This window comes from Sphingomonas melonis, from assembly GCF_013409985.1.
In the GTDB taxonomy this organism is placed as follows: domain Bacteria; phylum Pseudomonadota; class Alphaproteobacteria; order Sphingomonadales; family Sphingomonadaceae; genus Sphingomonas; species Sphingomonas melonis_A.
Window position 1 is genome coordinate 1 of sequence record NZ_JACCBY010000012.1, and the last position, 26,037, is coordinate 26,037.

Here is a 26,037-nt window from a genome sequence, read left to right on the forward strand (position 1 = left end):
GCACAAAGCTCGGCAAACAGAACCCATACACAATATCAGCCGGCAACGGACACCAACACCCCCGCCCACCAGCGGGGGCGTTCGCGTCTCAAAGCACAAAAGTGTCGCGGGGTGGAGCAGCCCGGTAGCTCGTCAGGCTCATAACCTGAAGGTCACAGGTTCAAATCCTGTCCCCGCAACCATTTCACCACATTCGCCGCCCCAAAGGGCGGCGCTGTCGTTTGCGGCACACGCCCGAACGATCTCAGCGCACCCCGCCAGCAAACAACCGCAGCGGTATCGCCGCCGCCATCGCCCGATATCCTGCCTCGCTCGGGTGAAGATGATCGCCGACGTCATAGGCCGGCAGCAGCCGGTCGGGGTGAGCGGGATCGCGGACCACCGCGTCGAAGTCGATGACGTCGTCGAAAATTTTGCCGCTGCGGATCACGGTGTTGACCGCCTGCCGTGTGGCTTCGGTCTGCGGCGAGGCATGGTAATAATCGTTGCCGACGAGTGGCGTGATCGTCGCGCCGATCAGGCGAATGCCATGGGCATGGGCGCGCGTGGCAAGCTCGCGATAGGCGGTGGTGAGCGCCGCGATCAGCGCGCGGTGCGCGGCAGGATCGGCGGGAGCCTCGCGGGTGAGGCCACCTATGTCGTTCACGCCTTCCAGCACGATGGCGTAGCGGACGTTGGGCCGTGCGATCACGTCGCGGTCGAACCGCGCCACCAGATTCGGCCCGTTGCCATCGAGCAGCACGCGGTTGCCGCCGATCCCGGCATTGACGACCGACAGTCCTGCGAGCCGAGGATCGGCCGCCAGCCGGCGAGCGAAGACGTCGGTCCAGCGCGCGTTGGTGTCGTCGCGCACGCCGCGGCCGTCGGTGATCGAATCGCCGATCGCGACGATCGTGTCGGCCGTCATGCCGCCGCTGACCTCGACCTGGCTCAGATCCCACCAGCCGCCGATCCGCTCCGGCGCGGTCAGGGTCGCGGCGCTCGTCTGGTCGCCACGGACCAGGAAGGTCGTCGCCCGCGCGCTGGGATGGCCGGTGTGGCGTGCGGCGGGCTTGGGCAGGAACAGGCTGATCGCGAGATCCTCACCGGTGCGGGTCGCCAGCGGCAGCGGGTCGGAATAGAGTTCCGCGCCCGCCGGGATCATCGTCTCGGTCGCGCCGCCGAAGGTGAGCGGCCGGTCGTCCGTCACCTGCGGCTGGCCCGGGATGCCGCGCGCCAGCCGCGCGCCGCCGATACGCAGCGGTTGGTCGCCCATCACGTTGGACAGACGGACGCGCACCATCGTGCCGCCGCCGGACAGATGGATCATCTGGCGGATCGTCACCGGCCCGAGCGCGGCGATACGTTCGGCATCCGCGGCGGTGGCGAGCATCTGCGCCGATCCCCATGCCGGCACCCAGTGTGTCGTCGCCGACGTCGCCGCACGCGCCGACCGGACCGCGGGGGACGATCGCGTCGATCCGCTGGTCGCCAATCCCGCCAGGACGATCGCCGTCATCCCATAGCGCCACCGTCTCGTCATTCGCCGCTCCTATCGTGCATCCTCTTGTCCGAGGCTTCGTGATAGCGGTATCACCGATCGATGCACCGCGACAACCGGCGGGCGGGAGAGGATATGCGTCTGGACCGGATGATGATGACGCTGCTGGCGGCGGCAAGCCCGGCAGCGGTGGCGGCAGCGGCACCCGCGCTTGATTGCGCCGGCCCGGTGGCCGCCTGCACGCGCGCGACGCCGGGGGCGCTGGCGCTGCTTGCGCCGGGGCGGCCGACCTTGATCACGGTCGATGCGGGCGAGGACGCAGGAGTACGTCGCGCCGCGGTCGATCTGGTCGGCGATCTCGGCGCGGTCGGCGGGGGCAGCGTACGGCTGGCCGGTCGCGCCGACCCCGGAACGACGATCATCGCCGGTACGCTTGGCAGCCCGCTGGTCCAGACGCTGATCCGGAGCGGCAAGATCGACGTGCGCGGTCTTGCCGGACAATGGGAAGGCTATGTCGAACAGGTGGTCGACCGGCCGCTGCCCGGCGTCGATCGCGCGTTGGTGATCGTCGGCGCCGACCGGCGTGGCACGATCTTCGGCCTGTACGACATCAGTGCCAAGGCCGGGGTCAGTCCATGGACCTGGTGGGCGGACGTGCCGGCGCAGCGGCATCCGACGCTGTACCTGACCGCCGGTCGCGTCGCGGATCATCCCGTCGTTAGATATCGCGGCGTCTTCATCAACGACGAGGAGCCGGCGTTCGGCGGCTGGGCGCGCAAGCGGTTCGGCGGGGTCAACCATCTCGCCTATGAGAAGCTGTTCACCTTGCTGCTGCGCTCCAAGGCCAATTTCCTGTGGCCGGCGATGTGGGGCAAGTCGCTGTGGCAGGATGATCCCGCCTCGGCACCGCTGGCGAAATCGATGGGCGTGATCCTCGGCACCTCGCATCACGAGCCGATGGAGCGCGCCAATATCGAGTGGCAGCGGCAGGGTGGCGGACCGTGGGATTATACCCGCAACGCCGAACGGCTGCGTGCCTTCTGGCGGGCCGGGATCGCGCGCCGCCGCGTCTCGGAAAACCCGGTGACGATCGGCATGCGCGGCGACGGCGACGAACCGATGACGCAGGGCACCGCGATCGGGCTGCTCCAGCGGATCATTGCCGATCAGCGCCGTACCATCGCGGAGGTCACCGGCCAGCCCGCCGATCGCACGCCACAAGTGTGGGCGCTCTACAAGGAGGTGCAGGACTATTACGATCAGGGGATGCGCGTCCCCGATGACGTGACGCTGCTGTTCGCGGACGACAATTGGGGCAATATCCGCCGCCTGCCAATGCCCGGCGACCGTCGCGCGGGCGGTGCGGGCGTCTATTATCATTTCGATTACGTTGGCGGGCCGCGCAACTACAAATGGCTCGACACCAACGCGATCCCGCGCGTCTGGCAGCAGATGACGATGGCGCATCAGTTCGGCGCCGACCGGCTGTGGATCGTCAACGTCGGCGATCTCAAGCCGATGGAATATGCGACCAGCTTCTTCCTGGCGATGGCCTGGGATCCGGGGCGGATGACGCTCGACGCGATGCAGGCCTATCCGGCGCGGTGGGCGGCACAGCAATTCGGTGCGGCGCAGGGGCCTGCGGTCGGCGCGCTGATCGCCGATTACGGTCGGCTCGCCAGCCGGCGCAAGCCCGAGCTAATCGACGCCGATAGCTATGCCGCGACCGAGGGCGGCTGGCCGCGGGTGCTCGCCGCGTGGGATGCGCTGGCGGCGCGCGCGCAGCGGATGGTGGCGGCGATCCCGGCGGAGCGGCGCGACGCCTATGACGAGCTGGTGCTGCACCGGATCGACGCGATGACCAACCTGCACCGCCTCTATGCGGCGGTCGCCGCCAATCGCAGCGCGGCGCGGGCCGGCGATGTCGCCGGAACCGCGCGCTGGGCGGCGGCCGCGCGCGGCTATTTCGCCACGGACGCGGCGTTGCGCCGCCGGTACGAAGCGCTCGCCGGCGGCAAATGGCCGGAGATGATGGCACAGACGCATATCGGCTATACCGGGTGGCAGCAGCCCGATGCGGACGTGATGCCGGCGCTGGCGACGGTCGCGGCGCCGCTGCCGGCGCCCGCGCCGGTGACGCCGCCGCTGCGCCGCATCGCCGCTGATGCTGGCCGTCCGGTCGATGGTGCCGGCGTCCGCTGGCAGCGGGTCGCCGGCTTCACCGCAGAGGGTGCGGCGATGATCGCGATGCCCACCACCGCGGCGGCCATCGAGCGGCCGGGCGGGGCGGGGCCGCAGATCGCCTATACCGTCGACCTGCCCGCGGGGCCGCGACGCATCGACGTGGTTGCCGCGCCGGGGCTCGACGTACGCGGCACCGGTCGCCACCGCGTTGCGCTGTCGCTCGATGACGGCGCGCCCGTGATCGTCGATCTGCTCGCCGGAGAGACCGAGGCGCGCTGGGGCAAGGCGGTGGCCGACAACCGCCGCGTCGCCGGGGCGACGCTGCCGGTCGCGCGCGCCGGGCGGCATAGGCTGCATGTCTGGCTGGTCGATCCGCAGGTGGTGATCGAAGGCGTGGAGATCGCGCGCTAGGGCGGATCGGGGTTCGGCTGTGGGTGAACGCTTCCCTCCCGTCACGGCGACGGGATCGGATACGCCCTAATTGACCTCGCGCGTGATCGGATAAAGGTTGGGGTAGGGGTGGCCGGGTCCGGCCCGCTCGTAGAACCAGGCGAGCCGCGCGTCGGGATCGGCGGCAAAGCCGGGATCGGCCTTCAGCCGGGCCTCGAACGCCCGTCTGATCGCGGGATCGGTCGCCAGCATGCGGTCGCCCAGCGCCGCGAGCACGAAGGCATCGGTGCTCGGTGCCGGCGCCAGCATTTCGGGGAAGAAGCCCCAGGCGAGGAAACTGTCCTGGCTTTCCGGCTCGAGCAATGCGGCGGCCAGCAGTCCCTTGGGCTGATCGGCAGGGACGCGGACGGCGCCGGCGGGCATCTGCTGGGCCTGTGTGTGATGGACGAAGCGCGCGGTGATCGGCACCCGCCCTTCGTTGGGCTGGGATAGCTTGGCATCGACCAGCCGCACCGCATCGACGCTGAGCGTTCGCGGCGCGGCGATCGTTTCGAATGCGATGCCGTGCAGCCGCAGCCGGTCGAGCACCTCTGACTGCGCGGCGGGCACCCACCAGGCCTTCGGCAGCCGCACGGTCTCGGTCGGCTGTTGGCCGATGATCGGCATGCGAAAGGTGATCGGCGTGCCGAGCCAGCGCTGTTCCATCCGCCCCGACGCCGGCGAGCGATAGGTGTCGAACGCGACGCCCTTGAACGCCTCGATCCAGCCGATCGGCTGCGTCATCGGTTGCCAGTGGGTGAGCAACTCGGCGGGCCGGCTGGCGCGATCCTTTGCCTTGGCGGCGGCGATCCGGTCGGCGTCCCGTGCGGCGATCGTCAGGGCCGCTTCCAGCAGCACATAGGTGCCGAGCACGCGCTGGCGATAGGGTTTGAGCATATGGTTCTCGACCAGCACGGTCGGCACGCCGATGAAGTCGCCATAACCGGTCGAATAGCGCGGCCCTTCGGGACTGAAACGGATGCCCTTGCTCGGCGTGCGTGTGTCAACCGGGCTGGGGTAGATGGTCGGGATATGGCCCTCGCGAGTCAGCGCGGCGCTGACCGCCGGCCCGAACCGCCCCTCCAGCCACCCGGCGGTGGCGCGATGCCGTGCGTATCGCCCCCAGCCGGCATAGGTGAAGGTGATGTCATATTGCATGTCGAACCCCTCGCTGACGTGGCAGTCGACGTAGAGGATCGGATCCAGCGTCCGGAGCAGGCCGATCATCGCGCGTGTTTCGGGCGCGTCGGCCTTCGCATAGTCGCGGTTGAGATCGATGTTGCGCGCATTGGCGTCGCGCCCCTTTTCGGCGGGGCCGCGCAGATGGACGAAATTGTACGCGCTCATCTGCTCGTGGCCGTCGATGTTGTAGATCGGCACGAACACCAGATCGACCCGGTCGAGCAGATCGGCCTTGCCGCGCAAGGCGATGTCGCGCAGCAGCATCAGCCCGGCATCCTTGCCGTCGATCTCGCCCGCGTGGATGCCGGCCTGCACCAGCACGACCGGCTTGGCCGCGCCGCCCTTGCTGGCGCGCACGTACAGCATGTCGCGCCCTTCGCCGGTGCGGCCGAAGCGGTGCAGCGTGATCAGCGGCGATGCGGCGTCGAGCCGTTCGAGCCAGGCGCGCACCTCGGCATAACGCGGCGTGGTGCGGAAGCCCGCCGCTTCCGCCGGGGTGATCCAGGGATCGCCGGGCTTGGCGACCAGCGCCTCGCTGTGCCCCGACCAGGGGAGCGCAGGCGGCAGCGGTGCCGGTCCCTGGGCGGCGACGGGCAGGGCGGGCGTGGACACGAGACTGAGGATCAGGGCTGCACGGAGGGACACGGATAGACCTTCTGGATGGGAACGGGCGCCGGCGAGGCGCGATGCTAGTGTGTGGCGTGTGCGGAGACGAGGATGGCAAGATCCCAGACGATGGTGCCGCCGACGACCCAGCGTTCCTCGTCGAGACGATCCGCGAGCGTGTCGAGCGCGACCTCGTCCGCCGTCGCGACGCGGCAGGCGACCAGCCGCGGCAGCAGGGCCGCGGCGAGTGACGGCAGGAACGAGGGAGCCCCCGGCTGGAGCAGCACGCCTTCGCTGCGCGCTTGGTCGATCGCGAACCCGGCCGCACGCATCAGCTCGACGAGGCGCAACGCGAGCGTGGCGTTGCCGCCCTCCGCGGTGATCATGCGCCACATCCAGTCGTACAGCCGGCGATGTTCGGGCAGATCACCAAGCCCAGCCGGCAGCCCGATCCGGGCATGTTCCTGGAAGGCGACCAGCCCGCCCGGGGCCGCCAACCGCGCGAGCTCGGCGAGCGTTGCGGCCGCATCGGGCAGGTACATCAGCACGCGCCGCCCGACGATCGCATCGAAGCGGCCGAGATTGCTTAGCGGACCGGCGAGATCGGCGGTGTCGTAGCGGATCGGCGCGGCGTGCGGATCGATCGCCGCCGTGCGTGCTGCCGCCAGCGCGGCCTCGCTGCGATCCACCCCCACGACTTCCCCGCCCGGCCCGACCAGCGTCGCGACGAAGCGGCTGAGGTCGCCCTGTCCGCAGCCGAGATCGAGAACGCGCATGCCCGGCGCGAGGCCGATGGCGCCGAAGAAGCGCGCGCTGGGATCGTTGGCCAGGTTCGGCACGGCCGGAAGCGGAGGATGAGACATTGTCACACGCGTAGAAGCGCCGGACCGGCTTGCCAACCCGCTATATCCGCGCACCTTTTCCGAGCAAACGCGGTCGTCGCTGCGGCAGTATTGGGAACTCGCCGCGCTGCCACGCCCGGCCGGCAAGCCTTCATCGCCAATCGTGCGCGCAGACGATCCGTATGGAAGACCTTCTCCGGCTGCGATACAGCAAATGCGGGAGAAGACGGGTGTGACCGCGGTACAGATCAGGCACGGCTGGGGCTGGTTGCTGCTGGCTACCATCATCATATCGACGATTGGTGATGAGATATCTTTGATAACATTGATGTTTCGCATGGCGGGCGAGCAGACGAAGCCGGCCGTGCCGATGTTGCTCGTCGCCGAACTGCTGCCGGGATTGCTGGTGACGCCGTTTATCGGCCGCATGGTCGATGCGCAGGATGCCGCCCGGTTGCTGGTCGCGACGGCGCTGGCCGAAGCGGTCATCATCGCGTGGATGGCATGGCATCCCGATCTCGCCTCGACCATTGCCGGCGCCGGCGTCCTCAGCATCCTGTTCGCGGCGGGCGGCACCGCCAGTTTCGCGCTCATCCCGGTGCTCGCCGCCCGGCTCGGCATGGCGTTGCCGCGCGCCAATGCGTTGCTGGAGTTCGTCCGCAGCGCCGGCATGCTCGCCGGGCCGGTCGTCGGCGGCATGCTGGTGGCGCAGGGCGGCACCGCTACCGCCTTGCTCATCGATGCGGCGAGCTTCGCCCTGTTCGCGGCCGTCGTGGCGGGCAGCGGCCTGCGGCGGCCGATCGAACCGCGCGCGGACGACCAGACCCGCACGCTGCTCGCCGCCTATTGGCCGGTGCTGCGCAACCGCCGGATCGCGGTCATGATCGGCGCACTGACGCTCGGCGTCTATGCCGCCGCGATCTGCGACGTGACCTTCGTGTTCCTCGTCACCGTGACGCTGGCCGCCGGGCCCGCCGCCTTCGGCATGCTGACCGCATGCTGGGCGGGCGGGATGATGGCCGGCGCGGCGCTGGCCGGAGCAACGACGATGCGTCACTCCGCGGTGGCCTTCGCCGCGGCGGCGGTCATGGGCGGTGTCACGCTCGCGATCGGCCTGGCCGGCGCATCGCCAACGGGCGGTATCCTTGCAGTCGGCATCGCCTTCGTCGTCGGCGGCGCGGCGAACAGCGTCCATAACGTCGCCGTCCGGACGATGCTGCAGGCCGAGGCACCGGCGGGCGCGCAGGGCAAGGTGGCGGCGATCTACGGCGCCGGGACGAGCAGCGCCGCCATCCTGGGGTATATGACCGGCGGCCTGTTCACGCCGGACCGGGCGATCTCGGCCTATGTCCTCGCCGGGACGCTTGAGATCGGCGTCGGCCTGCTGGGATGGTCGCTGTTCGTGCTGACCGGCGCGCGGGCCGTCCGACCGGCGCGCTGATCGCGCCGCGGGCTCAGCGCGCCGGTGCCGCCGCCAGCGCCGCGGCGATCGCGGCCCGCATCGGCTTGGGGTGAAGCGCGACATCGTATGGCGTCGGCCGGCGCTTGGCACCGTCGGGGCGCGGCTCGAACCCCTCGATCCAGCTGTGCGCATCGCTCAGCCCCCAGCACAAGATGTCGCGCAGCTTGGGGTAGGACAGGGTGATGTCGAGATAGGCGCGGGTGAAATCGGCCACCGCCCGGTCGCGCGGCGCGATGGCGGCGGGCAGCTTATTGTCGCGCACGTCGAGCTCGGTGATGAGCAGGCCGTAGCCCATCGCCGTCACGGCATCGAGGAAGCGCCGCCAGTCGCCCTCCAGTCGTGCAACGCTCGCTTTGGTATCGATACCCTGGGTGACGAGGTGCGACTGCACGCCGAGCGCATCGACCGGCACGCCGCGCTTGCGGAAGCCTTCGAGCAGGCGGAGCACGCCGGCACGATGCGCGGCATTGCCCGGCTCCCAGCTCATATAATCGTTGTAGACGAGTTCCGCCTGCGGTGCCGCCGCGCGCGCGGTGTGGAAGGCGAGGTCGAGGGTCGCCTCGGGCCCGCCGAGCGCCTTGGACAGGCTGGTGTCGTAGAGCACGCCGTCCGCCGGACGCACCGCCTCGTTGACGACGTCGTAACTGGCGATGCGGCGGCCGTAGCGGCCGATCACGGTGCGGATATGCGTCGTCAGCACCGCCTCCGCGCTCGCCCGCGGCTGCGCGCCGAAATCATAGTCGTTGAGCCAGCGCGGAAACCATTTTGGCTGGTGCCACAGCAGATTGTGGCCGCGCACCGCGAGATGCTCGCGCTGCGCCCAGGCCATGATCGCGTCGAAATGCGCGAAGGCGAAGGTCGTCGGCGTCGGGCGCAGGTGCTGCCACTTCATCTCGTTCTCGGCGACGATCAGCCCGCATTGCGCCGCGATCAGCCGGGCATAAGCCGGGTCGGCGACGGGTATGCCGTCGCGGCCGCCCGCTTGCCACGGAATCGCCGAGCCGAACCGCAGCCCGCGCCGTGCCGCAATGCCCTGCAGACTGTCGGGTGCGGCGGCGGCGAGCGGCGCGGTGACCGCGGCGGCCGCAGTGGCGACGGCACCGGCGATCATGTCGCGGCGTGACGGGGGCATGGCAATCCTCTCGATCGTTGTTAGCGCGATCATTCGCTGCCCCGGACGTTCCGTCAAGCGTCGGCGGCGGCCACCCTCCGCCGCCGATGCGTCACGGCGCGAGGCGGCAGCGGGTGGTGCGGAGCGGGTTGCAGCGTGCCATCGCGCCGCCGGGCAGCGTGACGCGGAAGCCGAGGTGCGCGGGATCGGGGGCGCCGGGATAATAATCGGTGCTCACTGCCTGGGCGCCGCTGGCGGCGGCGGCGGCGGCCTTGCGCAGATCGTGCGCGCGCGCCTCGACGGTGTTGGCGTCGGTGCGGGTGCGGACGATCAGCCCCTCACCGACCCAGCGCCGGATCGTCGCACCGTCGACCAGCGGGTCCTGGACGATCTCGACCGCCGCCTCGGGCTGGTCGTCGTGGTACCAGCCGAACATCGCACGACCGGCAAGCGACGGGTGGCCGGCGCGATAGGCATCCGACACCGCATCGCGCACGTCGAACAGCACGTAGACGCGACCGCGCGCCGCCTCGAGCGAGGGCCAGCCGCGGGTGGTGACCGCCTCGTGCAGCGTCTTCGCCGACCCGCGCACCTCATCGGGGGTGATCAGTCGCTTGCCGGGCAGCGCGGCGCGGATCTCGGTATCGAGCGCGTCGAGCAGCCCCGCATCGTCGAGCGGCAGCGGCGCGCTGATCCGCGCGTCCTTGCCGGGCGTGTCGGCGGCGTTGATCGTGATCATGATCGGCAGGTGGCGCGGATGCGCGCGCGACCAGGCGTCGACCTCGCCCAGGCAGCGGCGCAGCATCACGCAGGTCGAGATATAGTCCACGTCGGGGATGTGGAAGACCTTGAAGCCGGGGCGCAGCATCGCGGCACGATCGAACCCGGTCGTCTCGCCTGCGGCGCGGGCGATCGCTTCGCCCTTGGGATCGGCGTAGCGGCCGCCCTGGGGATCGGCGAAGATGTCGATCTCGAGCTGCCGTACGCCCGCATCGAGCTGGCGGGCGAGCGGCAGATGATAATAATCGAGCGCGTCGGCGAGTTTCGGATCGTCGGCGCGCAGCTTTGCCATCACCGCGGCGGGGATGCGCGCCTTGAAGCTGTTGTGCGAGCCGACGGTCTGGATGTCGTTCATCGCCAGCGGTCGCCGCTCCGCGGCGCTGCCGAGCGAGGTGAGGGCCAGCAGGGGCAGGGCCAGGGTACGCAGCCGCATCGATCAGAACTCCGCCCGCGCGCCGAACAGGATCGTGCGGCCGTAATAGTTGATCTCGCCGAAGCGCAGCGTGTCGTCGTTGTAGGTATAGGCCCGCGCGCCGGCGAGGTTGATGCCTTCGACGCTGAACATGAGGTGCGGCGTCACGCGCAGCGACAGATTGCCGTCGAGCGAGCCGAACGGGGCCGTGAAGCTTGGTGCCTGGCTGGTGCTGCCGGTGCCCGAAAGATATTTGTCGCGCCAGACGTAGGACAGGCGCGCCGAGACCGGGCCGTAATCGTAGAAGCCGACGAGATTGTAGCTCTGCTTGGACAGGCCGAGCATCTCGTTGTGGAGGATGCGATCGCCGGTCTTGTAGTTCGCCTCGACCGAGGTGTGCGTGTAGGATGCCTGGAAACCGAGCCCGTCGAGCGGTTTGGGCAGGAAGGTGAAGACCTGATTATAGGCGGCCTCGAAGCCATACACCTTGGCTTTGCCGCCGTTGACCGACGTGGTGAGCGTCACAACCCCGCGTTTGGGGATCGTGATGTCGGTTTCCTCGGACGTGATGTAATCGTCCAGATTCTTGTAGAACACCGCACCGGTCAGCGACCCGCGGCGGTTGAAATACCATTCGAGCGAGCCGTCGAACTGCGTCGCCAGAAACGGATTGAGCTGCGGATTGCCGCCGTTCGCCCGTGCCGTGTCGGTGGATACGGTGATGCGCGGCGCGGTATCGGTGATGTTGGGCCGGGTCAGCACGCGACTCGCGGCGAGCCGGGCGATGAGCTGCGGCGTCAGTTCGGCGCGCAGGTTGAAGCTCGGCAGCAGATTGTTGAAGGTCCTGGGATAGCTGACCGGTTGCGGGGTGCCGCCGGTGGTCAGCGTGCCGCTCGCCAGTTGGTCGGTGTGGACGTAGCGTGCGCCGATATTGCCGGTCACCTCGACCGTGCCGAGCGTCACGCCATAATCGGCTCGGATATAGGCCGCAGCGACCTTCTCGCTGGTGACGAACGACTGGCGCTGGTCGGCCGGGTTGGGCGGCGTGTTCGCGATCGCCGGGGTGAAGAGGGCGTCGTAATAGGCCTTGGTAACGGGCGCGAGCCAGGTGCGCGGACCGTTGCCGGTCACCCCGGCCAGGAAATCGTCATAAGGGAGTTGCTGAAAGGCGCCGGAGCCGAGCACCGACAGCGGTTGACCGTTGACCGTGTCGATTAGGTAGTCGCGTCGGCGGTAGTCGCGCTTGCGCCAATGATATTCGCCGCCCGCCGCGATCTTGCGGAGCAGCCCCTCGCCGACGTCGTAGCCCAGATCGGCGCGGCCATAGGCATCCCAGTCCCGGCTGTTCTTGGGTGCGATGTTGAAGGTGGTGACGGCATAATTGGCGGGGTCGGACAGGTTGCGGGTCGTGGTCAGCGTCGGCAGCACCTTGTAGCCGCCGGAGGCATCATAGGTCAGCGGCGCGAGGAATTGCGCGCGGCTGCGCACCGTGCCTTCGGCGTTGCTGGGATGATAGCTGTGCGCGGTGGACCAGCTGCCGTCGGCGGACGCATGCCAACGGCCGGACTCAAAGCTCTGGCGCAGCGCGATGGTGAGCAGGTCGTGGCGGTTGAGGCTGTATTCGCGCGACGCCATGAAGCGCGCGTTGTTGATCGTCGCTCCGACCACGGTGTTGCCGCTGATCTTGACCGACTCGGGCACGATGGTGGCCGGTCTCTTCTTGTCGCCGGAATCATCGGGATAGATGTCGATCCCGAATTCGTCATAGGCAACGTCGAGCCGGGTCGCGATCACGTCGAGCGTGGTGCGCAATTCGGGTGTCGGCTGCCATTGCGCCGAGACGATGCCCGACAGGCGCTTGCGATCCTCGGTTTCGATCGTCGGGCGCGTACGGGTTGGCGTGTAGAGTCCGCTGGCGTTGCCGAGCAACGTGGTATTCCAGCCGAAGTTCATGAAGCGGTCGTTGCGGACCTGCTTGCCCCAATATTGCGCGCCGGCGAGGATGCCGAACGTCTCGCCGGGGTTGCGATAGCTGGTCAGCAGCGTGGCATTGGGCTCGACGCGGTGGGTCTGGGCGGTGAAGGTATAGCGCGAGTTCAGCGTGGTGCGCGAACCGATGTCGAGCGGGTGGAAGGTCTTGACGTCGATATTGCCGCCCAGCGCGCCCTCGTTCATGTCCGCCGTCGGCGTCTTGACGACATCGATGCTCGAAACGAATTCGGCGGGGAGCATCTCGAAGCGGAACTGGCGGCCGTTGGCGCCGCCGTTCTCGATGAGGTCGTTGAGCGCGACGGTGCGGCCGTTGACCAGCGTGTTCTGAAACTGCGGGCCGAGGCCGCGCACGCTGACGTACAGGCCTTCGCCGCGCGGCCGGGTGATCGCGACGCCGGGGACGACCTGCAGCGCTTCGGCGACGTTCTGTGCCGGGAATTTGCCGATGTCGGTCGAGGCGATGGAATCGAGGCCGTAGGCGGCCTTGCGCTTGGCTTCGGTTGCCGCGGCGATGCTGCGCGCATAGCTGCCGGTGACGACGATCTCGCCGTCCTGCTCCGTGTCGGCGGCCGTCGCATCGCCGGTGCTGGCTGCGTCGGCCGGTGCGGTTTGCGCGCGGGCGGCCGGCGTGGACATCAGGGCCGCCAGCGTAAGCGGCAGCGTGGCGCCGATGAGGCGCGAAGTACGAAACATGCGTGTATCCCCCCGGCTCGTGCCGTTGGTCAGACCGCTAAGCGGAAAAGGTTACATGCCGAAGTAAGACCAATTGCATTTGGATGACACCGGTGGTCAGGGCCGCCTTGCTGCGACGCACAATATTACGCCCGGCAAATATAGTCCATGATAGACTTATGTGCCAACGCTGCGAAGATGTCGTTGCCGGACATTAGAATCGACATGATCCAAATCTATGTCGTGCCTGGACTTGGGACACCGGGAAAATAATTCCGGAACGTAATGGTCGGGTGGAAGTTGCTGTCCTCAACACAAAGGGGAGTCTCAGCGTGAGTCACGATGTCAGTCCGATCGACGCGCTTGCGGCGCATGCCGAACAGCGCAACGATCGCCGCGCCTTTTTCAAGGCGGCAGTAGGGGCGGCGGCCGTCGGGGCCGGCGCCTTTTTGGTCAGCAATCCCGCACAGGCGCAGACCCTGACCGATGCGGACATCCTCAACTTCGCGCTCAACCTCGAATATCTCGAGGCGAATTTCTATTATTACGCCGTTTACGGCCGGGGTATCCCTGAGGCGTCGATCACCGGCGTCGGTACGCCGGTTGCCGCTACCGGCGGAAAGCTTCGGGTGTTCGACGACAGGCTGCTCGGTGAAATGGCGCGCGAGATCGCCGAAGACGAACTCGCGCACGTCAATTTCCTGCGCAAGGCGCTCGGATCGGCGGCGGTCGCGCAGCCCGCGATCGACCTCAGCGTATCGCCGACCAGCGCGTTCAGCCGCGCGGCACAGGCCGCGACGCTGGTGCCCGCCGACACCGCGTTCGATCCCTACGCCTCCGACCTCAACTTCCTCTATGGGGCGTTCCTGTTCGAGGATGTCGGCGTCACGGCCTATAAGGGTGCGTCCGGTCTGCTCAGCAGCAAGACCTATATCGACGCCGCGGCGGGCATCCTGGCCGCCGAAGCCTATCACGCCAGCATGATCCGCACGACGATCGATCAACTCGGCGGCAACGCCGGGTTGAAGGCATCGACGATCCGCGGCGATACCGAATTGGTGTCGACCGCGCGCGACAGCCTTGATGGCGCCAGCGACCTCGATCAGGGCATCGCTTATGTGACGTCGGGCGCCGGCCCCACGTCGAACATCGTTCCCACCGACGCCAACGGCATCGCCTTTGGTCGGACGACGGGTCAGGTGCTCAACATCGTCTACCTCAACAAGGCCCAGGTCACCTCGGGGGGATTCTTCCCGGCCGGCGTCAACGGCACCATCCGCAGCAGCGCCAACAACGCCTGAGCCTCGGGTCCAAAGGGGATTTCCAATGATCGATCGTGAAACGCTTCTCGAGGTGTTCGATATCGCCGAGCGTCGGCGGGCCGAACGCCGCCGCTTCCTCCGCATGGCGGGTACTGCCGTCGCGGCCACCGCGGGCGCGTCGCTGCTCGCCGCCTGCGACGATGACGACGACAAATATGCGCCGCCCGCCACCCCGACGCCGACGCCGGCCCCGGGCGCAGGCTTGCCCGCCGGCGATGTCGACATCCTCAATTTCGCGCTGAACCTCGAATATCTCGAGGCCAATTATTACTCCTTCGCGGCGTTCGGTTCCGGTCTCAATGCCACCCTGCAAACCGGTACGGGCCAGCAAGGTGCGGTGACCGGCGGCGCAAAGGTGGGATTTGCGACGGATGCGGTTGCAGCCTACGCTCGAGAGATTGCTGCCGACGAGAACCAGCATGTCTTGTTCCTGCGTCAGCAGCTCGGCTCGGCCGCGGTAGCGCAGCCCGCGATCAACATCGATGGCGGCGCAAACGGCGCCTTTACCGCCGCGGCGCGGTCCGCCGGCGTGGTCGGCCCGACCGGGACGTTCAATCCTTACGAAAACGAAGAGAACTGGCTGCTCGGCGGCATGCTGCTGTCGGATGTCGGCGTCACCGCATACAAGGGATCGGCGTCGCTGATCTCCAGCAAGGTGATCCTCGACGCCGCCGCGGGCATCCTCGCGGTGGAGGCCTACCACTCGGGTCTGTTGCGCACCCTGCTGTACCGCAAGGGCCTGACGATGCCGCTGTTGCGCCCCAATGCCGGCCTGATCTCCGACAGGCGGGACGTGATCGACAATCCGGTCGAAAGCGATGAGGGCATCGGTCCCGTGACGATCAACGGCGGTGCCGCGTCCAACATCGTGCAGGCGGATGGTGACGGGATCGTCTTCGGCCGGTCGGCAGGCGACGTGCTCAACGTCGCCTACCTCAATGCCGGTGCGGCGACCTCCGGCGGGTTCTTCCCGGCGGGCGTCAACGGCACGATCAAGGCCTCGACCGCGGGCTGACGCCGGTCACACGGCCGGCGCGCGCATCGCCTGCGCGTGCCGGTCGACCAGGATCGCGCTCGCCGCATTGAGGCCGACGACATCCACCGTCATGCCGTGGCGGCGCATCTTGGTCACCACGTCCTCCAGCGCGCCGACCGCGGTGACATCCCACAGATGCGCCTGGGTCAGGTCGATGCGCACACGCCGCGCGGTATCCGCAAGGTCGAAATGATCGGCGAAGATCTCCGCACTGGCGAAGAAGATCTGGCCGGACACCGTGTAGAGGCGGGTATCGGTCGCCGCGTCATAGCCGACCTCCACCCGCATCAGCCGCGTGACCTTGAATGCGAAGAACACGCCGCTCAGCAGGACGCCGACTGCGACGCCCGCGGACAAATCGTGCGTGGTCACCGTGACCGCCACCGTCGCCAGCATCACCGCGCCCGACGTCTTGGGATGACGGACGAGGTCGCGCAGCGATCCCCAGGAGAAGGTGCTGATGGACACCATGATCATGATCGCGACCAGGGCTGCGACCGGTACCTGCGCGATCCACGGGCGCAGCGGCACCATGACGACGAGCAGGAACACGCCGGCGACCAGCGTCGACAGCCGGCCGCGACCGCCATAGCGCACGTTGCCGACGGTCTGGCCGACCATGCCGCAGCCGGCGATGCCGCCGAACAGCCCGGCGGCGATGTTGGCGAGACCGAGCCCGCTGCACTCGCGCGCCTTGGAACTGGTGGTTTCGGTGAGATCGTCGACGACGCTGGCGGTCATCATCGATTCGAGCAGCCCGACCGCCGCCATCGCCAGCGCATAAGGCGCGATGATGGTCAGCGTCTGCCAGTCGAGGGGCACCGCCGGCCAGCCGAAATGCGGCAGCGAGGCGGGCAGGCGGCCGAGATCGGCGATCGTACGCAGCGGCATCGGCAGTGCGATGCTGACCGCGGTGAGCACGACGATGCAGATCAACGGCGAAGGGATGATGTTGGTGACGCGCGGCGCCAGATAGATGATCGCGAGGCCGAGCCCGATCATCGCATAGGTGTGCCAATCGACACCGATCATTTGCGGCAGCTGCGCAGAGAAGATCAGGATGGCCAGCGCGTTGACGAAGCCGGTGCGGACCGAGCGCGACACGAAGCGCATCAGCACGTCGAGCTTGAGCAGGCCGAACACGACCTGAAGCAGGCCGGCGAGCAGGGTCGCGGCGAGCAGATAGGGCAGGCCGTGCGCATGGACGAGCGCGGCAGCGACCAGCGCTACCGAGCCGGCGGCGCCGGAGATCATCGCCGGGCGGCCACCCACGATCGCGATGACGATGCCGATGACGAACGAGGCAAACAGGCCGACCTCGGGATCGATGCCGGCGACGAAGGAGAAGGCGATGACTTCGGGGATCAGCGCGAAAGTGGCGACCATGCCGGCGAGCACGTCGCGGCGGGCGCCGGCGACGCTGGTGAACCATTCGGCGCGGTAACGGGATAGAGCAGTATATATCATGGAATGAGAGCCCGCATGACCGCTCCGGCGCCGCCGGCGGCGACGCGTGATATTTCGGGAGCGGATTGCGTTGTCCGGCGGATCGGCGGCCGGAATAGCCACCCGGAATTGCACCGGGTCCAAGCGAATGCCGGCCGCCTAGCCCGATCCGTGCTGCAACGCAATAGGCGCGGGGCTCAGTCGACCAGCCCCGGCCCCTCGATGATCAGCGCCAGCCCGATCGGATGCCGGGCAGCGTCGGGCAGCCGCACCTCCAGTGCATCGCCGGTCCGGGTGAAGCGCAGCGGCGCGTCGCTGCCGGGCAGGGTGACGCGACGCACCTCGCCGCGCCCGACCGGATTGTCGCGGCCGAGCAGGGTCAGCCGCGCGACGCCGTCGGCGGGCCAGCCGAGCACCAGGGCGTGCAATGCCTTGCCGCGGGTGACGTAGCGGATGTCGCGCGCGGTATAGCTGGTGTCGCGGCCGCCTTCGGAAAAGCTGCCGGCGCCGGCCGCGTCGGCGCCCTCGGCATGGATACGCCACGGCCGGCTGCCATAGATTGCCGCGCCGTTGATCCGCAGCCACGCGCCGATCTCCTCGACGATCTGCCGTTCGCGCGCGTCGATCGTGCCGTCGCCCCTGATCGGCACGCTGAGCATCATGTTGCCGTTCTTCGACACCACGTCGCAGAGCGTGTGCAGCACCTTGGCGGGCGTCTTGTAAAGGTTCTCGCGGTAGAATTGCTCGCCGTAGAACCAGTTGCCGAGGCAGGTTTCGGTCTGCCACGGATAGGTGTCGATATAGCTTTTCTGGCCGCGCTCGACGACGTCGACGAGGCCCATGCGGCGCTGCGGCGGCGTCTCCTTGGCGGTGACGACGCCCTCCAGCCGGCCGCCGTTGCGCGCCATGTTGCGGTTGTAGAAATAGGCGGCGATATCCAGCCCCGCCTGTTGCAGCGGCAGATCGTGATTGTCGAAATAGAGCATGTCGGGTTCGTATGTGTCGATCAGCTCGCGGGAGCGCAGCGTCCAGCGGCGGACGTACTCGGGATCGGGGGGCACGCCCTCGTTCCACAGGCCGTCGGTGGCGGCGTGCCACGCACCCGCCTCGGCGAGCGAGCCGATGCCGTCGGGCATCGCCATCGACGGACCCGTGTAGAGCTGCTGCGGATCGAGCCCCTCCCACCATCGGCCACGGCCCTTGGCGCGGGTCAGCGTCGCGGCGTCGTAGCGCTGGCCGCGGCGTGGGCCGACCGGATCATAGCCATAGGCGATCTGGTTCCAGTGCCAGGCATGCGCGCTGTGGTTGGAGACGGCGAAGCGCAGCCCGCGCTCGCGCGCCAGCTTCGCCCAGATGCCGACGATGTCCTTCTTCGGCCCGACCCGCGTGGAATTCCACGGCTGATGCGTCGAGGCGAAACAGTCGAGATTGTCGTGATGGTTGGCGAGCGCCATGAAATAGCGCGCGCCCGCGCCCTTGTAGAGATCGAGCAGCTCTGCCGGGTCCCAATGTTCGGCGCGCCACTGGTTCTGGATGTCGAGGAAGCCGGTATCGGCGGGATGGCCGTAATGCTTCAGGTGATGCGCGTAGGTCGGATGACCCTGGAGGTACATGTTGCGCGCGTACCAGTCGTCGCCGATGCCGGGGACCGAGGGGGCCGCCCAATGCGCCCAGATGCCGAACTTGGCGTCGCGGAACCAGTCGGGCGCGGAATAGCCCGCGGTGAGCGAGTCCCAATCGGGGGTGAAGCGTCGCGGTGGCGCGACCTTGACCGGGCGCAGCGCATTGCGCGGCCTATTGTGCGGCGGCGGCGTGGCGGCGGCGGCAGGAAGCGCCTGCGCGAGGCCGAGCGCGGCGCTGCCGGCGAGAACGCTGCGGCGATCGACGCTCATCGGCCGCCGCCCAGCGTCTTGGCGATCGCGGCGAGCGCGAGCGGGCGCATGACCGCATAGCCGGCGGGGGTCGGATGGACGCCATCGCTGGCGAGGCCGGGCTTCATCCCGCCCTCCGGCGTGGTCAGCGCGGCATGGTAATCGACATAGGTATAGCCGTGTGCCCTGGCATAGGCTTGCAGCCAGCGGTTGAAGGCGAGGATCTGCGGCGCCGGGCGCTTCTCCGGGCTCCACGGAAAGGCGGCGGCGGGCGGGATCGAGGCGAGGATCACCTTGATGCCGTGGGCATGCGCCAGCTCCGCCATCGTCTCGATATTGCCCCGTACCGTCTCGACGGTGGCGGCGCCGGTGTTGCCGGCGATGTCGTTGGTGCCGGCCATGATCTGCACCGCCTTGGGGCGCAGCGCAATTACGTCCTGACGGAAGCGGAGCAGCATCTGCGGCGTCGTCTGGCCACTGATGCCGCGATCGACGACGCCATGCGTGAACAGCGACGGATCGGCGCCGATCCAATTGTCGGTGATCGAATCGCCCATGAAGACGACGCGCACCGGCTCGGTCAGCGCGGCATTCTGCGCGCGATAGCGGCAGAGCTGGCCATGGTCGCGGGTGAGCATGTGGAGGTTCCACATCTGCCAGCCCTTGCCGTCGGCGGGCTTGGGGTGGGCGGGACAGGGATCGGCGACGATGCCGACGGGATCGCCGGCATAGGGATCGCCGGGCACGTTGGTCTGCGCCGACGCGGCGGCGGCGGTCAGGCACAGGCCGGCGGCGAGAAGCTTGGAATAGCGCATCAGGAGGTCCTCTTCGTCTTTTTTGCCAGCGCGGCGGCGATTGCGGCGCGCGCGACCGGCGCCATGCGCGCATAGCCGGCGGCGAGCGGGTGGATGCCGTCTTCGGTCGCGTCGCGGCGCATCAGCCCTGTGTCGTCGGCAAGCACCGCCGCATAATCGGCGAAGGCATAGCCGCGCCGGGCGCAGAAGCCGCGCAGCCACTGGTTGAGCGCGCGCAGTTCGGCGGGCTTGCGCTCCCTCACCACGTCGCGCGCGGCCGGGGTGTAATCGTTGACCGGCAACAGCGCGCCGAAGACGACGGCGATGCCGTGGCGATCGGCGATATCGGCCATCGCCTGCCAATGATCCTCGATCTGCTCGGGCGTTTCCTGCTGGAGCAGGCCCTGCACGTCGTTGACGCCGGCGAGGATCACCACCGCCGCAGGGCGCAGCGCGACGACGTCGGGCAGGAAGCGGAGCAGCAATTGCGCGGTCACCTGCCCGCCGATGCCGCGATTGACATAGGGCTGGCCGGGGAAGCTGGCGGCGAGGTCCCACCGGTCGGTTATCGAGTCGCCGAGGAAGACGACGCGCTGCTCGCCGGCGCGCGGCGGCGGCAGTGCCGCATTGGCGGGCGCATAGAGATAGCGTTCGCCGAAATCCTCCATCAGCACGGGCACCAGCCGCGCGCGATAGGGGCCGAGCCACGGACCCCAATCCTTCTCCACCGCGGTGCGGCGCGGCGGCGCGCTCTGATATTCATGCGCCTGCGCCGGGCCGGCGAGCAGCAGCGCCGCCAGCACGAGGCGGCGGATCATGAGGCATCGCCTTTCGTGTTGAGGTCGCCCAGCGCCGGATCGAGCGCCTGGGCGATCGCCGCCGCGGCGCTGCGCAGCGCGTCCTGCGTCGCCGCGATCGTCACCCTGCTGCCCGGCCCGTCGACGAACGGTATGGTGAGCGCGGCGCGCGCGGCGCCGAACGACAGGATCGGCACCGACACGTCGGTGATGCCGGTGAGCAGCGGGCTCGGCGTGGTGCCGCAGCCTTCGGCGAGGATCGCGGCGAGCTGGCCGGCGAGCGCGGCGTCGTCGATCGTATCGCCGGTCGCGCGCACCTCGTCGAGCATCGCCGCGCGCGTCTCCTCGGGCTGGAAGGCGAGCAGGATACGGCCGGAGGCGGAGCGGTGCAGCGGCCGCCGATAGCCGACGCGCACCGCGAAGCCGGACAGGCCCGGTGCCTCGACCCCCGCGATCACCACCATCTCGGCACCCGACACCACGACGAGATGGCAACTCTGCCCCGTCTCGCGGGCAAGCGTGCGCATCACCGGCAATGCGGTGGAGACGAGATCGCGTACCGGCGGCTGGCCCATGCTCAGCGCGAACAGCCGGTTGGTCAGGCGGTAGCCGTCGTCGCCGCGGGCGATATAGCGATGCGCCTCGAGCACCTGCAGCATGCGGAAGATCTCGCTGACCGAGCGGCCGAGCGCGGTCGAGACGTCGGACATGGTGAGCGGCACGCTCGAGGCGGCGAGCAGCTCGAGGATTTCGAGCCCCTTGGTCAATGCGGGTGCCTGGTAGCGCGCTTTGGTCGTCATCTGTCCCTCCCCCGGTCGTTGTTCTTACGTTGAGGCTTGCCGCCGTTCCCCGTCCACCCGTCACCCCGGACGTCTTCCGGGGTCCACCATGCCACCGGGAAACGGTCGCGCCCCATGCCGTTCTCCTCGCCGCAGAGTGGACCCCGGAACACGTCCGGGATGACGGAGTAAGGAAACGCCGTGTCCTTCGTCCTGTCGCTGCCCCATTCCGCCCGTAAGTACGCAACGTGGCAAGGAAAATCCGCAGATGAAAGTGATTTTTACATTTCATATCGCGAGCGGAGCGCATAAACCCTCCGGATAACACCCCGCGAACCGCGACCGTTCGTGGAAGGAGCGTGGGAGAGGCATAATGAACCCGAGCGTCGCCGTACAGGACGATGAAGCCACCCCGCCGGCCAGCCGCGCCGCGCTGCTGCTGACGATCGGCCTGTTCTTCCTCTGGGGCATGGCCAACAACCTCAACGACATCCTGATCGCGCATTTCCGCGCGGTGTTCACGCTGAGCGACCTGCAATCGGGCCTCGTCCAGTCGGCCTTCTATCTTGGCTATTTCTGCTTCGCGATTCCCGGCGCGATCGTCATGCAGCGCTTCGGCTACAAGACCGCGGTGGTGCAGGGGCTGGTGCTGTTCGGCATCGGCGCGCTGCTGTTCTGGCCGGCGTCGCTGATGCTGAGCTACGGCTTCTTTCTGCTCGCGCTGTTCGTCATCGCCAGCGGCCTCGCCTTTCTGGAGACCGCCGCCAATCCGATGGTCGCCGCGCTCGGCAGCGCCGCCACCGCCGAGCGGCGGCTCAACCTCGCGCAGGCGTTCAATCCGCTCGGCTCGATCGCGGGCGTGACGCTCGGCGCGACCTTCATCCTTGCCGACGAGCGCGCGGGCGATGTCGCCGCCGCCTCTGCGGTGCGGCTGCCCTATCTCGCGATCGCGCTGATCGTCTTCGCCTGGGCGGCGGTGTTCGCGGTGACGCGCTTCCCCGAGATCGCGACGCGGCCGAGCGCACCCGAGACGCGCACGCCCGGCGCCTATGGCAAATTGCTCAGGACGCCGCGTTATCTTGCCGGGGTCGGCACGCAATTCCTCTACGTCGGCGCGCAGGTGGGGGTGTGGAGCTTCCTGATCCGCTATGTCGCGGTCGAGCTGCCGTCGCTCGGCACGCAGCGCGCGGCGTGGCTGCTGACGCTGTCGCTGGCGCTGTTCATGGCGGGGCGGTTCGTCGGTGCGGCGCTGATGGCGCGCATCGCGGGCGCGCGGCTGATGCTGATCTTCGCCGGGATCGACGCTTTGCTCTGCCTCGTCGCGGTGGCGGTCGGCGGCCTCGTCGGCGTCGCCGCGCTGGTGCTGTCGAGCGCGCTGATGTCGATCATGTATCCGACGATCTTCGTGCTGACGCTGCGCGGGCTCGGGCCGCTGACCAAGCCGGGGGCGTCGCTGCTGGTGATGGCGATCATCGGCGGCGCGGTGCTGACCGCGGTGATGGGCTATGTGTCCGACGTGGGCTCGATCCGGCTGGCGATGCTGGTGCCGGCAGCCTGTTTCGTCGGCGTCGCGCTGTTCGCGCGGCTGCACCGCGACACGGCGGTGACGGCATGAGCGCGGCGATGCTGCCGCGCTTCGGCATGGGCACCGCGGCGATCGGCAATCTCTATCGCACGATCGACGATGCCGCGGCGGCGGCGACCGTCGCGGCGGCGCTGCGCGCCGGCATCGCCTATTTCGACACCGCGCCGCATTACGGCTTCGGCCTCGCCGAGCGGCGCCTGGGCGCGGCGCTCGCCGTGCACGATCCGGCCGGCCGCGCGATGGTCTCGACCAAGGTCGGGCGGTTGCTGGTGCCGACCGAGGCGCGAGGGACCCGGCATGGCTTCGTCGATGCCGATCCGTTCGAGCCGCTGTTCGACTATCGCGGCGAGGCGATCCGTGCCTCCTTCGATTCAAGCCTCGCCCGGCTCGGGCGGAGCCGCGTCGACCTGCTGTTCGCGCACGATCTCGGCAAGATGACGCATGGTGCGGACCATCCGCGCCATCTCGCCGCCTTCCTCGACAGCGGCCATGCGGCGATGGCCGCGCTGAAACGGGCGGGCGCGGTCGATGCGATCGGGATCGGCGTCAACGAGATCGCGGTGTGCGACGAGCTGCTCGATCATATCGATCTCGACGTCATCCTGCTCGCCGGCCGCTATACCTTGCTCGACCGCAGCGCCGCGCGGCTGCTCGACCGCTGCGCCGAGCGCGGGGTGCGGGTGATCGTCGGCGGGCCGTATAACAGCGGCATCCTCGCCGCCGATCCGGCCGAGGCCGACCCGCAGCGGCTGCACTATGATTATGCGGCGCCCGACGCGGCGATCGTCGCGCGCACCCGTGCGCTCGCCGCCACCTGTGCCGAAGCGGGCATCGCGCTGCCCGCCGCGGCGCTGCACTTTCCCCTACGCCATCCGGCGGTGGCCTGTGTCGTCGCCGGACTCGCCGGCGAGGCCGAGGTCGCCGCGATGGTGGCGCGGATCGCGACCCGCGTGCCCGACGCCGCCTGGGCGCTGCTCGACCCCATTTCGCAACCGGAGCCGCCTGCCGCCGTGACCAACCAATTGATCCTGCTCCACCCCGACGACAACGTCCTGATCTGCGTCGCGCCGATCACGGCGGGCGACGTGCTGCCGATCGGCGGCGGCACCGTGCCGGCGCGCGAGGGCATCACCGTCGGCCACAAGGTCGCGCGGCAGCGGCTCGCGCTCGGCGACAAGGTCATCAAATATGGCGCGCCGATCGGGTCGATGACCGCGGCCGCCGACACCGGCGATTGGGTCCACATGCACAATATGAAGAGCGACTATATCGCCAGCCACACGCGCGCGACGCTGACCGAGGCACGGGCATGATCCGCGGCTATGCGCGCGCCGACGGGCGCAAGGGCATCCGCAACACCGTCGCAGTCGCCTATCTGGTCGAATGCGCGCATCACGTCGCGCGGCGGATCGTCGACAAGGCGGACGATCCCGACGTCCACCTGATCGGCTTTCCCGGCTGCTATCCCAATGCCTATGCCGCCAAGGTGATGGAGGCGGTGGCGACGCACCCCAACGTCGGCGGGCTGGTGATCGTCTCGCTCGGCTGCGAGAGTTTCGATCGCGAGCGGTTGCAGGCGGTGGTCGCGGCGAGCGGGCGGCCGGTCGAGCTGCTCGTCATCCAGCAGGCGGGCGGCACCGCCGCGACGATCGCCGCCGGCCTCGCCGCGGTGGCGCGCGTGCAGGCCGCGATCGCCGGCGTGGAGCGGGTGCCGATGGCGATCGACGAACTCGTCGTCGGCACGATCTGCGGCGGCTCGGACGGTACCAGCGGCATCACCGCCAATCCCGCGGTCGGCCGCGCCTTCGATACGCTGGTCGGCGCGGGCGCGACCTGCATCTTCGAGGAGACGGGCGAGCTGGTCGGCTGCGAGGGGATCATGGCGGATCGCGCGGTCACCCCCGAACTTGGCGAGGAGCTGATCGCCAGCGTCGCCAAGGCCGAACGCTATTACACGATCATGGGCTTCGGCAGCTTCGCGCCCGGCAACGCCGAGGGCGGGCTGACGACGCAGGAAGAGAAATCGATGGGGGCCTATTCCAAATCGGGCTCCTCGCCGATCAGCGGCATCATCAAGCCGGGCGACGTGCCGCCGGCGGGCGGACTCTATCTGCTCGACGTGGTGCCCGACGGCGAGCCGCGCTTCGGCTTCCCCAACATCTCCGACAATGCCGAGATCGTCGAGATGATCGCCTCGGGCTGTCACCTGACGATCTTCACCACCGGGCGCGGCTCGGTGGTGGGATCAGCGATCGCGCCGGTCATCAAGGTCTGCGCCAATCCGGAGACCGCGCGCCGCCTCGCCGCCGACATGGACATCAACGCCGGCCGCATCCTCGAAGGCGCGGCGACGCTCGATGAGGTCGGGGCCGAGATCGTCGATGCGGTGCTCGCGGTCGCGGGCGGCCAGCGCAGCGTCTCCGAAGAGCTCGGCCATCGCGAGTTCATCCTCACCTACAAGGCTTTCGACCCGATCGGCCCGGCCTGCCTGCCGATCGCCCAACGCAGGATCGCAGCATGAGTAAACGACTGGACGGCAAGGTGGCCTTGGTCACCGCAGCGGCACGCGGCATCGGCCGCGCGACCGCGGAGCGGTTCGCCGCCGAGGGCGCTCGGGTGATCGCCACCGACCGCGATCTCGACGCGCTCGCCGGCGTCGCGGGATGCGAGGCGCGCGCGCTCGACGTCACCGATGGCGCGGCGGTGACCGCGCTGGCGGCGGAGATCGGGCGGATCGACGTGCTCGCCAACGTCGCCGGCATCGTCCACGCCGGCACCATCCTCGACTGCACCGAAGAGGAATGGGGGCAGGCGCTGGCGATCAACATGACCGCGATGTACCGCACCGTCCGCGCCTTCCTGCCGGCGATGCTGGCGGGCGGCGGCGGCGCGATCGTCAACGTCTCGTCGATCGCCAGTTCGGTGAAGGGCATCCCCAACCGCTTCGCCTATGGCGCGACCAAGGCGGGCGTCATCGGCCTGACCAAGGCGGTCGCCGCCGATTTCGTCGGCCAAGGCGTCCGCTGCAATGCGATCTGCCCCGGCACGGTCGACACGCCGTCGTTGCAGCAGCGGCTGCACGATACCGGCGATTACGCCGCGGCGCAGGCGGCGTTCGTCGCGCGCCAGCCGATGGGGCGGCTCGGCCGGGCCGACGAGGTGGCGGCGCTGGCGCTGTATCTGGCGAGCGACGAGGCGGCGTTCACCACCGGCGCGGTCCATGTCATCGACGGCGGCTGGGTAAACTGAGCGACG

At 68.8% G+C, this 26,037-nt stretch carries 19 protein-coding genes, 1 tRNA gene and 1 other annotated feature; of the genes, 9 read left to right on the forward strand and 11 right to left on the reverse strand.

Features of this window, described 5'->3' with window-relative positions; translation table 11 throughout:
* Positions 1–105: 105 nt before the first annotated feature.
* Positions 106–182: transfer RNA gene (locus HD841_RS20210), tRNA-Met, on the forward strand.
* 62 nt (positions 183–244) lie between these two features.
* Here HD841_RS20210 and HD841_RS20215 read toward each other — a convergent pair.
* The gene (locus tag HD841_RS20215; RefSeq protein WP_257015870.1) at positions 245–1,522 is read right to left on the reverse strand and encodes an SGNH/GDSL hydrolase family protein; all 1,278 of its coding nucleotides are present in this window, start codon (positions 1,520–1,522) and stop codon (positions 245–247) included.
* Between the two features lie 93 nt (positions 1,523–1,615).
* Here HD841_RS20215 and HD841_RS20220 point away from each other — a divergent pair, with 93 nt between their 5' ends.
* Complete coding sequence (locus HD841_RS20220; protein ID WP_179510707.1) at positions 1,616–4,075, forward strand: glycosyl hydrolase 115 family protein; 2,460 nt, start codon at positions 1,616–1,618, stop codon at positions 4,073–4,075.
* Between the two features lie 66 nt (positions 4,076–4,141).
* Here HD841_RS20220 and HD841_RS20225 read toward each other — a convergent pair whose 3' ends face one another.
* The gene (locus HD841_RS20225; RefSeq protein WP_179510708.1) at positions 4,142–5,920 is read right to left on the reverse strand and encodes a M14 family metallopeptidase; all 1,779 of its coding nucleotides are present in this window, start codon (positions 5,918–5,920) and stop codon (positions 4,142–4,144) included.
* Between the two features lie 44 nt (positions 5,921–5,964).
* Positions 5,965–6,744: a class I SAM-dependent methyltransferase gene (locus HD841_RS20230; RefSeq protein ID WP_179510709.1), complete on the reverse strand. Its 780-nt coding sequence runs from the start codon at positions 6,742–6,744 to the stop codon at positions 5,965–5,967.
* Positions 6,745–6,937: 193 nt separating this feature from the next.
* Here HD841_RS20230 and HD841_RS20235 point away from each other — a divergent pair, with 193 nt between their 5' ends.
* Entirely contained in the window at positions 6,938–8,164 is a 1,227-nt protein-coding gene (locus HD841_RS20235) for an MFS transporter (RefSeq protein WP_179510710.1), read from the forward strand.
* 13 nt (positions 8,165–8,177) lie between these two features.
* Here the strand turns inward: HD841_RS20235 and HD841_RS20240 are convergent, their stop codons facing one another.
* The 3 genes from HD841_RS20240 to HD841_RS20250 all read right to left on the reverse strand — a co-directional run bounded on the left by HD841_RS20240 (position 8,178) and on the right by HD841_RS20250 (position 13,173).
* Entirely contained in the window at positions 8,178–9,317 is a 1,140-nt protein-coding gene (locus HD841_RS20240; protein WP_179510711.1) for an endo-1,4-beta-xylanase, read from the reverse strand.
* Between the two features lie 91 nt (positions 9,318–9,408).
* A complete protein-coding gene (locus HD841_RS20245; RefSeq protein WP_257015873.1) occupies positions 9,409–10,509 on the reverse strand; it encodes a phosphatidylinositol-specific phospholipase C1-like protein in 1,101 nt (366 codons plus the stop codon).
* 3 nt (positions 10,510–10,512) lie between these two features.
* The gene (locus tag HD841_RS20250) at positions 10,513–13,173 is read right to left on the reverse strand and encodes a TonB-dependent receptor (protein WP_179510712.1); all 2,661 of its coding nucleotides are present in this window, start codon (positions 13,171–13,173) and stop codon (positions 10,513–10,515) included.
* Positions 13,174–13,484: 311 nt separating this feature from the next.
* Here HD841_RS20250 and HD841_RS20255 point away from each other — a divergent pair, with 311 nt between their 5' ends.
* Positions 13,485–14,453 (forward strand): ferritin-like domain-containing protein, encoded by a 969-nt coding sequence (locus HD841_RS20255; protein WP_179510713.1) that lies wholly within the window; start codon positions 13,485–13,487, stop codon positions 14,451–14,453.
* A 25-nt stretch (positions 14,454–14,478) separates the two neighbouring features.
* Positions 14,479–15,489 carry a ferritin-like domain-containing protein gene (locus tag HD841_RS20260; protein WP_179510714.1) on the forward strand — a complete coding sequence of 337 codons (1,011 nt, stop codon included), beginning with the start codon at positions 14,479–14,481 and terminating at the stop codon, positions 15,487–15,489.
* A gap of 6 nt (positions 15,490–15,495) precedes the next feature.
* Here HD841_RS20260 and HD841_RS20265 read toward each other — a convergent pair whose 3' ends face one another.
* The 5 genes from HD841_RS20265 to HD841_RS20285 all read right to left on the reverse strand — a co-directional run bounded on the left by HD841_RS20265 (position 15,496) and on the right by HD841_RS20285 (position 21,218).
* Entirely contained in the window at positions 15,496–16,974 is a 1,479-nt protein-coding gene (locus HD841_RS20265) for a SulP family inorganic anion transporter (protein ID WP_445013697.1), read from the reverse strand.
* 71 nt (positions 16,975–17,045) lie between these two features.
* Positions 17,046–17,101: a sequence feature (sul1 is cis-regulatory element that is thought to sense ions involved in sulfur or methionine metabolism; They are found in Alphaproteobacteria), on the reverse strand.
* A gap of 52 nt (positions 17,102–17,153) precedes the next feature.
* A complete protein-coding gene (locus tag HD841_RS20270) occupies positions 17,154–18,848 on the reverse strand; it encodes an alpha-L-fucosidase (RefSeq protein WP_179510716.1) in 1,695 nt (564 codons plus the stop codon).
* A complete protein-coding gene (locus HD841_RS20275; RefSeq protein ID WP_179510717.1) occupies positions 18,845–19,642 on the reverse strand; it encodes an SGNH/GDSL hydrolase family protein in 798 nt (265 codons plus the stop codon). Before HD841_RS20275 ends, HD841_RS20270 begins: the two co-directional genes overlap by 4 nt.
* The gene (locus HD841_RS20280) at positions 19,642–20,439 is read right to left on the reverse strand and encodes a GDSL-type esterase/lipase family protein (RefSeq protein ID WP_179510718.1); all 798 of its coding nucleotides are present in this window, start codon (positions 20,437–20,439) and stop codon (positions 19,642–19,644) included. Before HD841_RS20280 ends, HD841_RS20275 begins: the two co-directional genes overlap by 1 nt.
* Positions 20,436–21,218, reverse strand: a complete 783-nt coding sequence (locus HD841_RS20285) for an IclR family transcriptional regulator (protein ID WP_179510719.1) — start codon at positions 21,216–21,218, stop codon at positions 20,436–20,438. The genes HD841_RS20280 and HD841_RS20285 overlap by 4 nt, the downstream gene beginning before the upstream one ends.
* A 352-nt stretch (positions 21,219–21,570) precedes the next feature.
* Here HD841_RS20285 and fucP point away from each other — a divergent pair, with 352 nt between their 5' ends.
* From fucP to HD841_RS20305, 4 genes are read left to right on the forward strand one after another with little or no spacing between them, the layout of a single operon-like run.
* Entirely contained in the window at positions 21,571–22,812 is a 1,242-nt protein-coding gene (fucP, locus tag HD841_RS20290) for an L-fucose:H+ symporter permease (RefSeq protein WP_179510720.1), read from the forward strand.
* Entirely contained in the window at positions 22,809–24,095 is a 1,287-nt protein-coding gene (locus tag HD841_RS20295) for an aldo/keto reductase (protein WP_257015875.1), read from the forward strand. The genes fucP and HD841_RS20295 overlap by 4 nt, the downstream gene beginning before the upstream one ends.
* Positions 24,092–25,303 (forward strand): UxaA family hydrolase, encoded by a 1,212-nt coding sequence (locus tag HD841_RS20300; protein WP_179510721.1) that lies wholly within the window; start codon positions 24,092–24,094, stop codon positions 25,301–25,303. Before HD841_RS20295 ends, HD841_RS20300 begins: the two co-directional genes overlap by 4 nt.
* Complete coding sequence (locus tag HD841_RS20305; protein ID WP_179510722.1) at positions 25,300–26,031, forward strand: SDR family oxidoreductase; 732 nt, start codon at positions 25,300–25,302, stop codon at positions 26,029–26,031. Before HD841_RS20300 ends, HD841_RS20305 begins: the two co-directional genes overlap by 4 nt.
* The last annotated feature ends 6 nt before the right edge of the window (positions 26,032–26,037 follow it).

Coding starts and splice junctions, on each gene's coding strand:
- HD841_RS20270 (WP_179510716.1), bottom strand. CDS start 18,848: ATGAGCGTCGATCGCCGCAGCGTTCTCGCCGGCAGCGCCGCGCTCGGC.
- HD841_RS20295 (WP_257015875.1), top strand. CDS start 22,809: ATGAGCGCGGCGATGCTGCCGCGCTTCGGCATGGGCACCGCGGCGATC.
- fucP (WP_179510720.1), top strand. CDS start 21,571: ATGAACCCGAGCGTCGCCGTACAGGACGATGAAGCCACCCCGCCGGCC.
- HD841_RS20250 (WP_179510712.1), bottom strand. CDS start 13,173: ATGTTTCGTACTTCGCGCCTCATCGGCGCCACGCTGCCGCTTACGCTG.
- HD841_RS20240 (WP_179510711.1), bottom strand. CDS start 9,317: ATGCCCCCGTCACGCCGCGACATGATCGCCGGTGCCGTCGCCACTGCG.
- HD841_RS20215 (WP_257015870.1), bottom strand. CDS start 1,522: ATGACGAGACGGTGGCGCTATGGGATGACGGCGATCGTCCTGGCGGGA.
- HD841_RS20245 (WP_257015873.1), bottom strand. CDS start 10,509: ATGCGGCTGCGTACCCTGGCCCTGCCCCTGCTGGCCCTCACCTCGCTC.
- HD841_RS20235 (WP_179510710.1), top strand. CDS start 6,938: ATGCGGGAGAAGACGGGTGTGACCGCGGTACAGATCAGGCACGGCTGG.
- HD841_RS20275 (WP_179510717.1), bottom strand. CDS start 19,642: ATGCGCTATTCCAAGCTTCTCGCCGCCGGCCTGTGCCTGACCGCCGCC.
- HD841_RS20285 (WP_179510719.1), bottom strand. CDS start 21,218: ATGACGACCAAAGCGCGCTACCAGGCACCCGCATTGACCAAGGGGCTC.
- HD841_RS20230 (WP_179510709.1), bottom strand. CDS start 6,744: ATGTCTCATCCTCCGCTTCCGGCCGTGCCGAACCTGGCCAACGATCCC.
- HD841_RS20260 (WP_179510714.1), top strand. CDS start 14,479: ATGATCGATCGTGAAACGCTTCTCGAGGTGTTCGATATCGCCGAGCGT.
- HD841_RS20305 (WP_179510722.1), top strand. CDS start 25,300: ATGAGTAAACGACTGGACGGCAAGGTGGCCTTGGTCACCGCAGCGGCA.
- HD841_RS20300 (WP_179510721.1), top strand. CDS start 24,092: ATGATCCGCGGCTATGCGCGCGCCGACGGGCGCAAGGGCATCCGCAAC.
- HD841_RS20220 (WP_179510707.1), top strand. CDS start 1,616: ATGCGTCTGGACCGGATGATGATGACGCTGCTGGCGGCGGCAAGCCCG.
- HD841_RS20280 (WP_179510718.1), bottom strand. CDS start 20,439: ATGATCCGCCGCCTCGTGCTGGCGGCGCTGCTGCTCGCCGGCCCGGCG.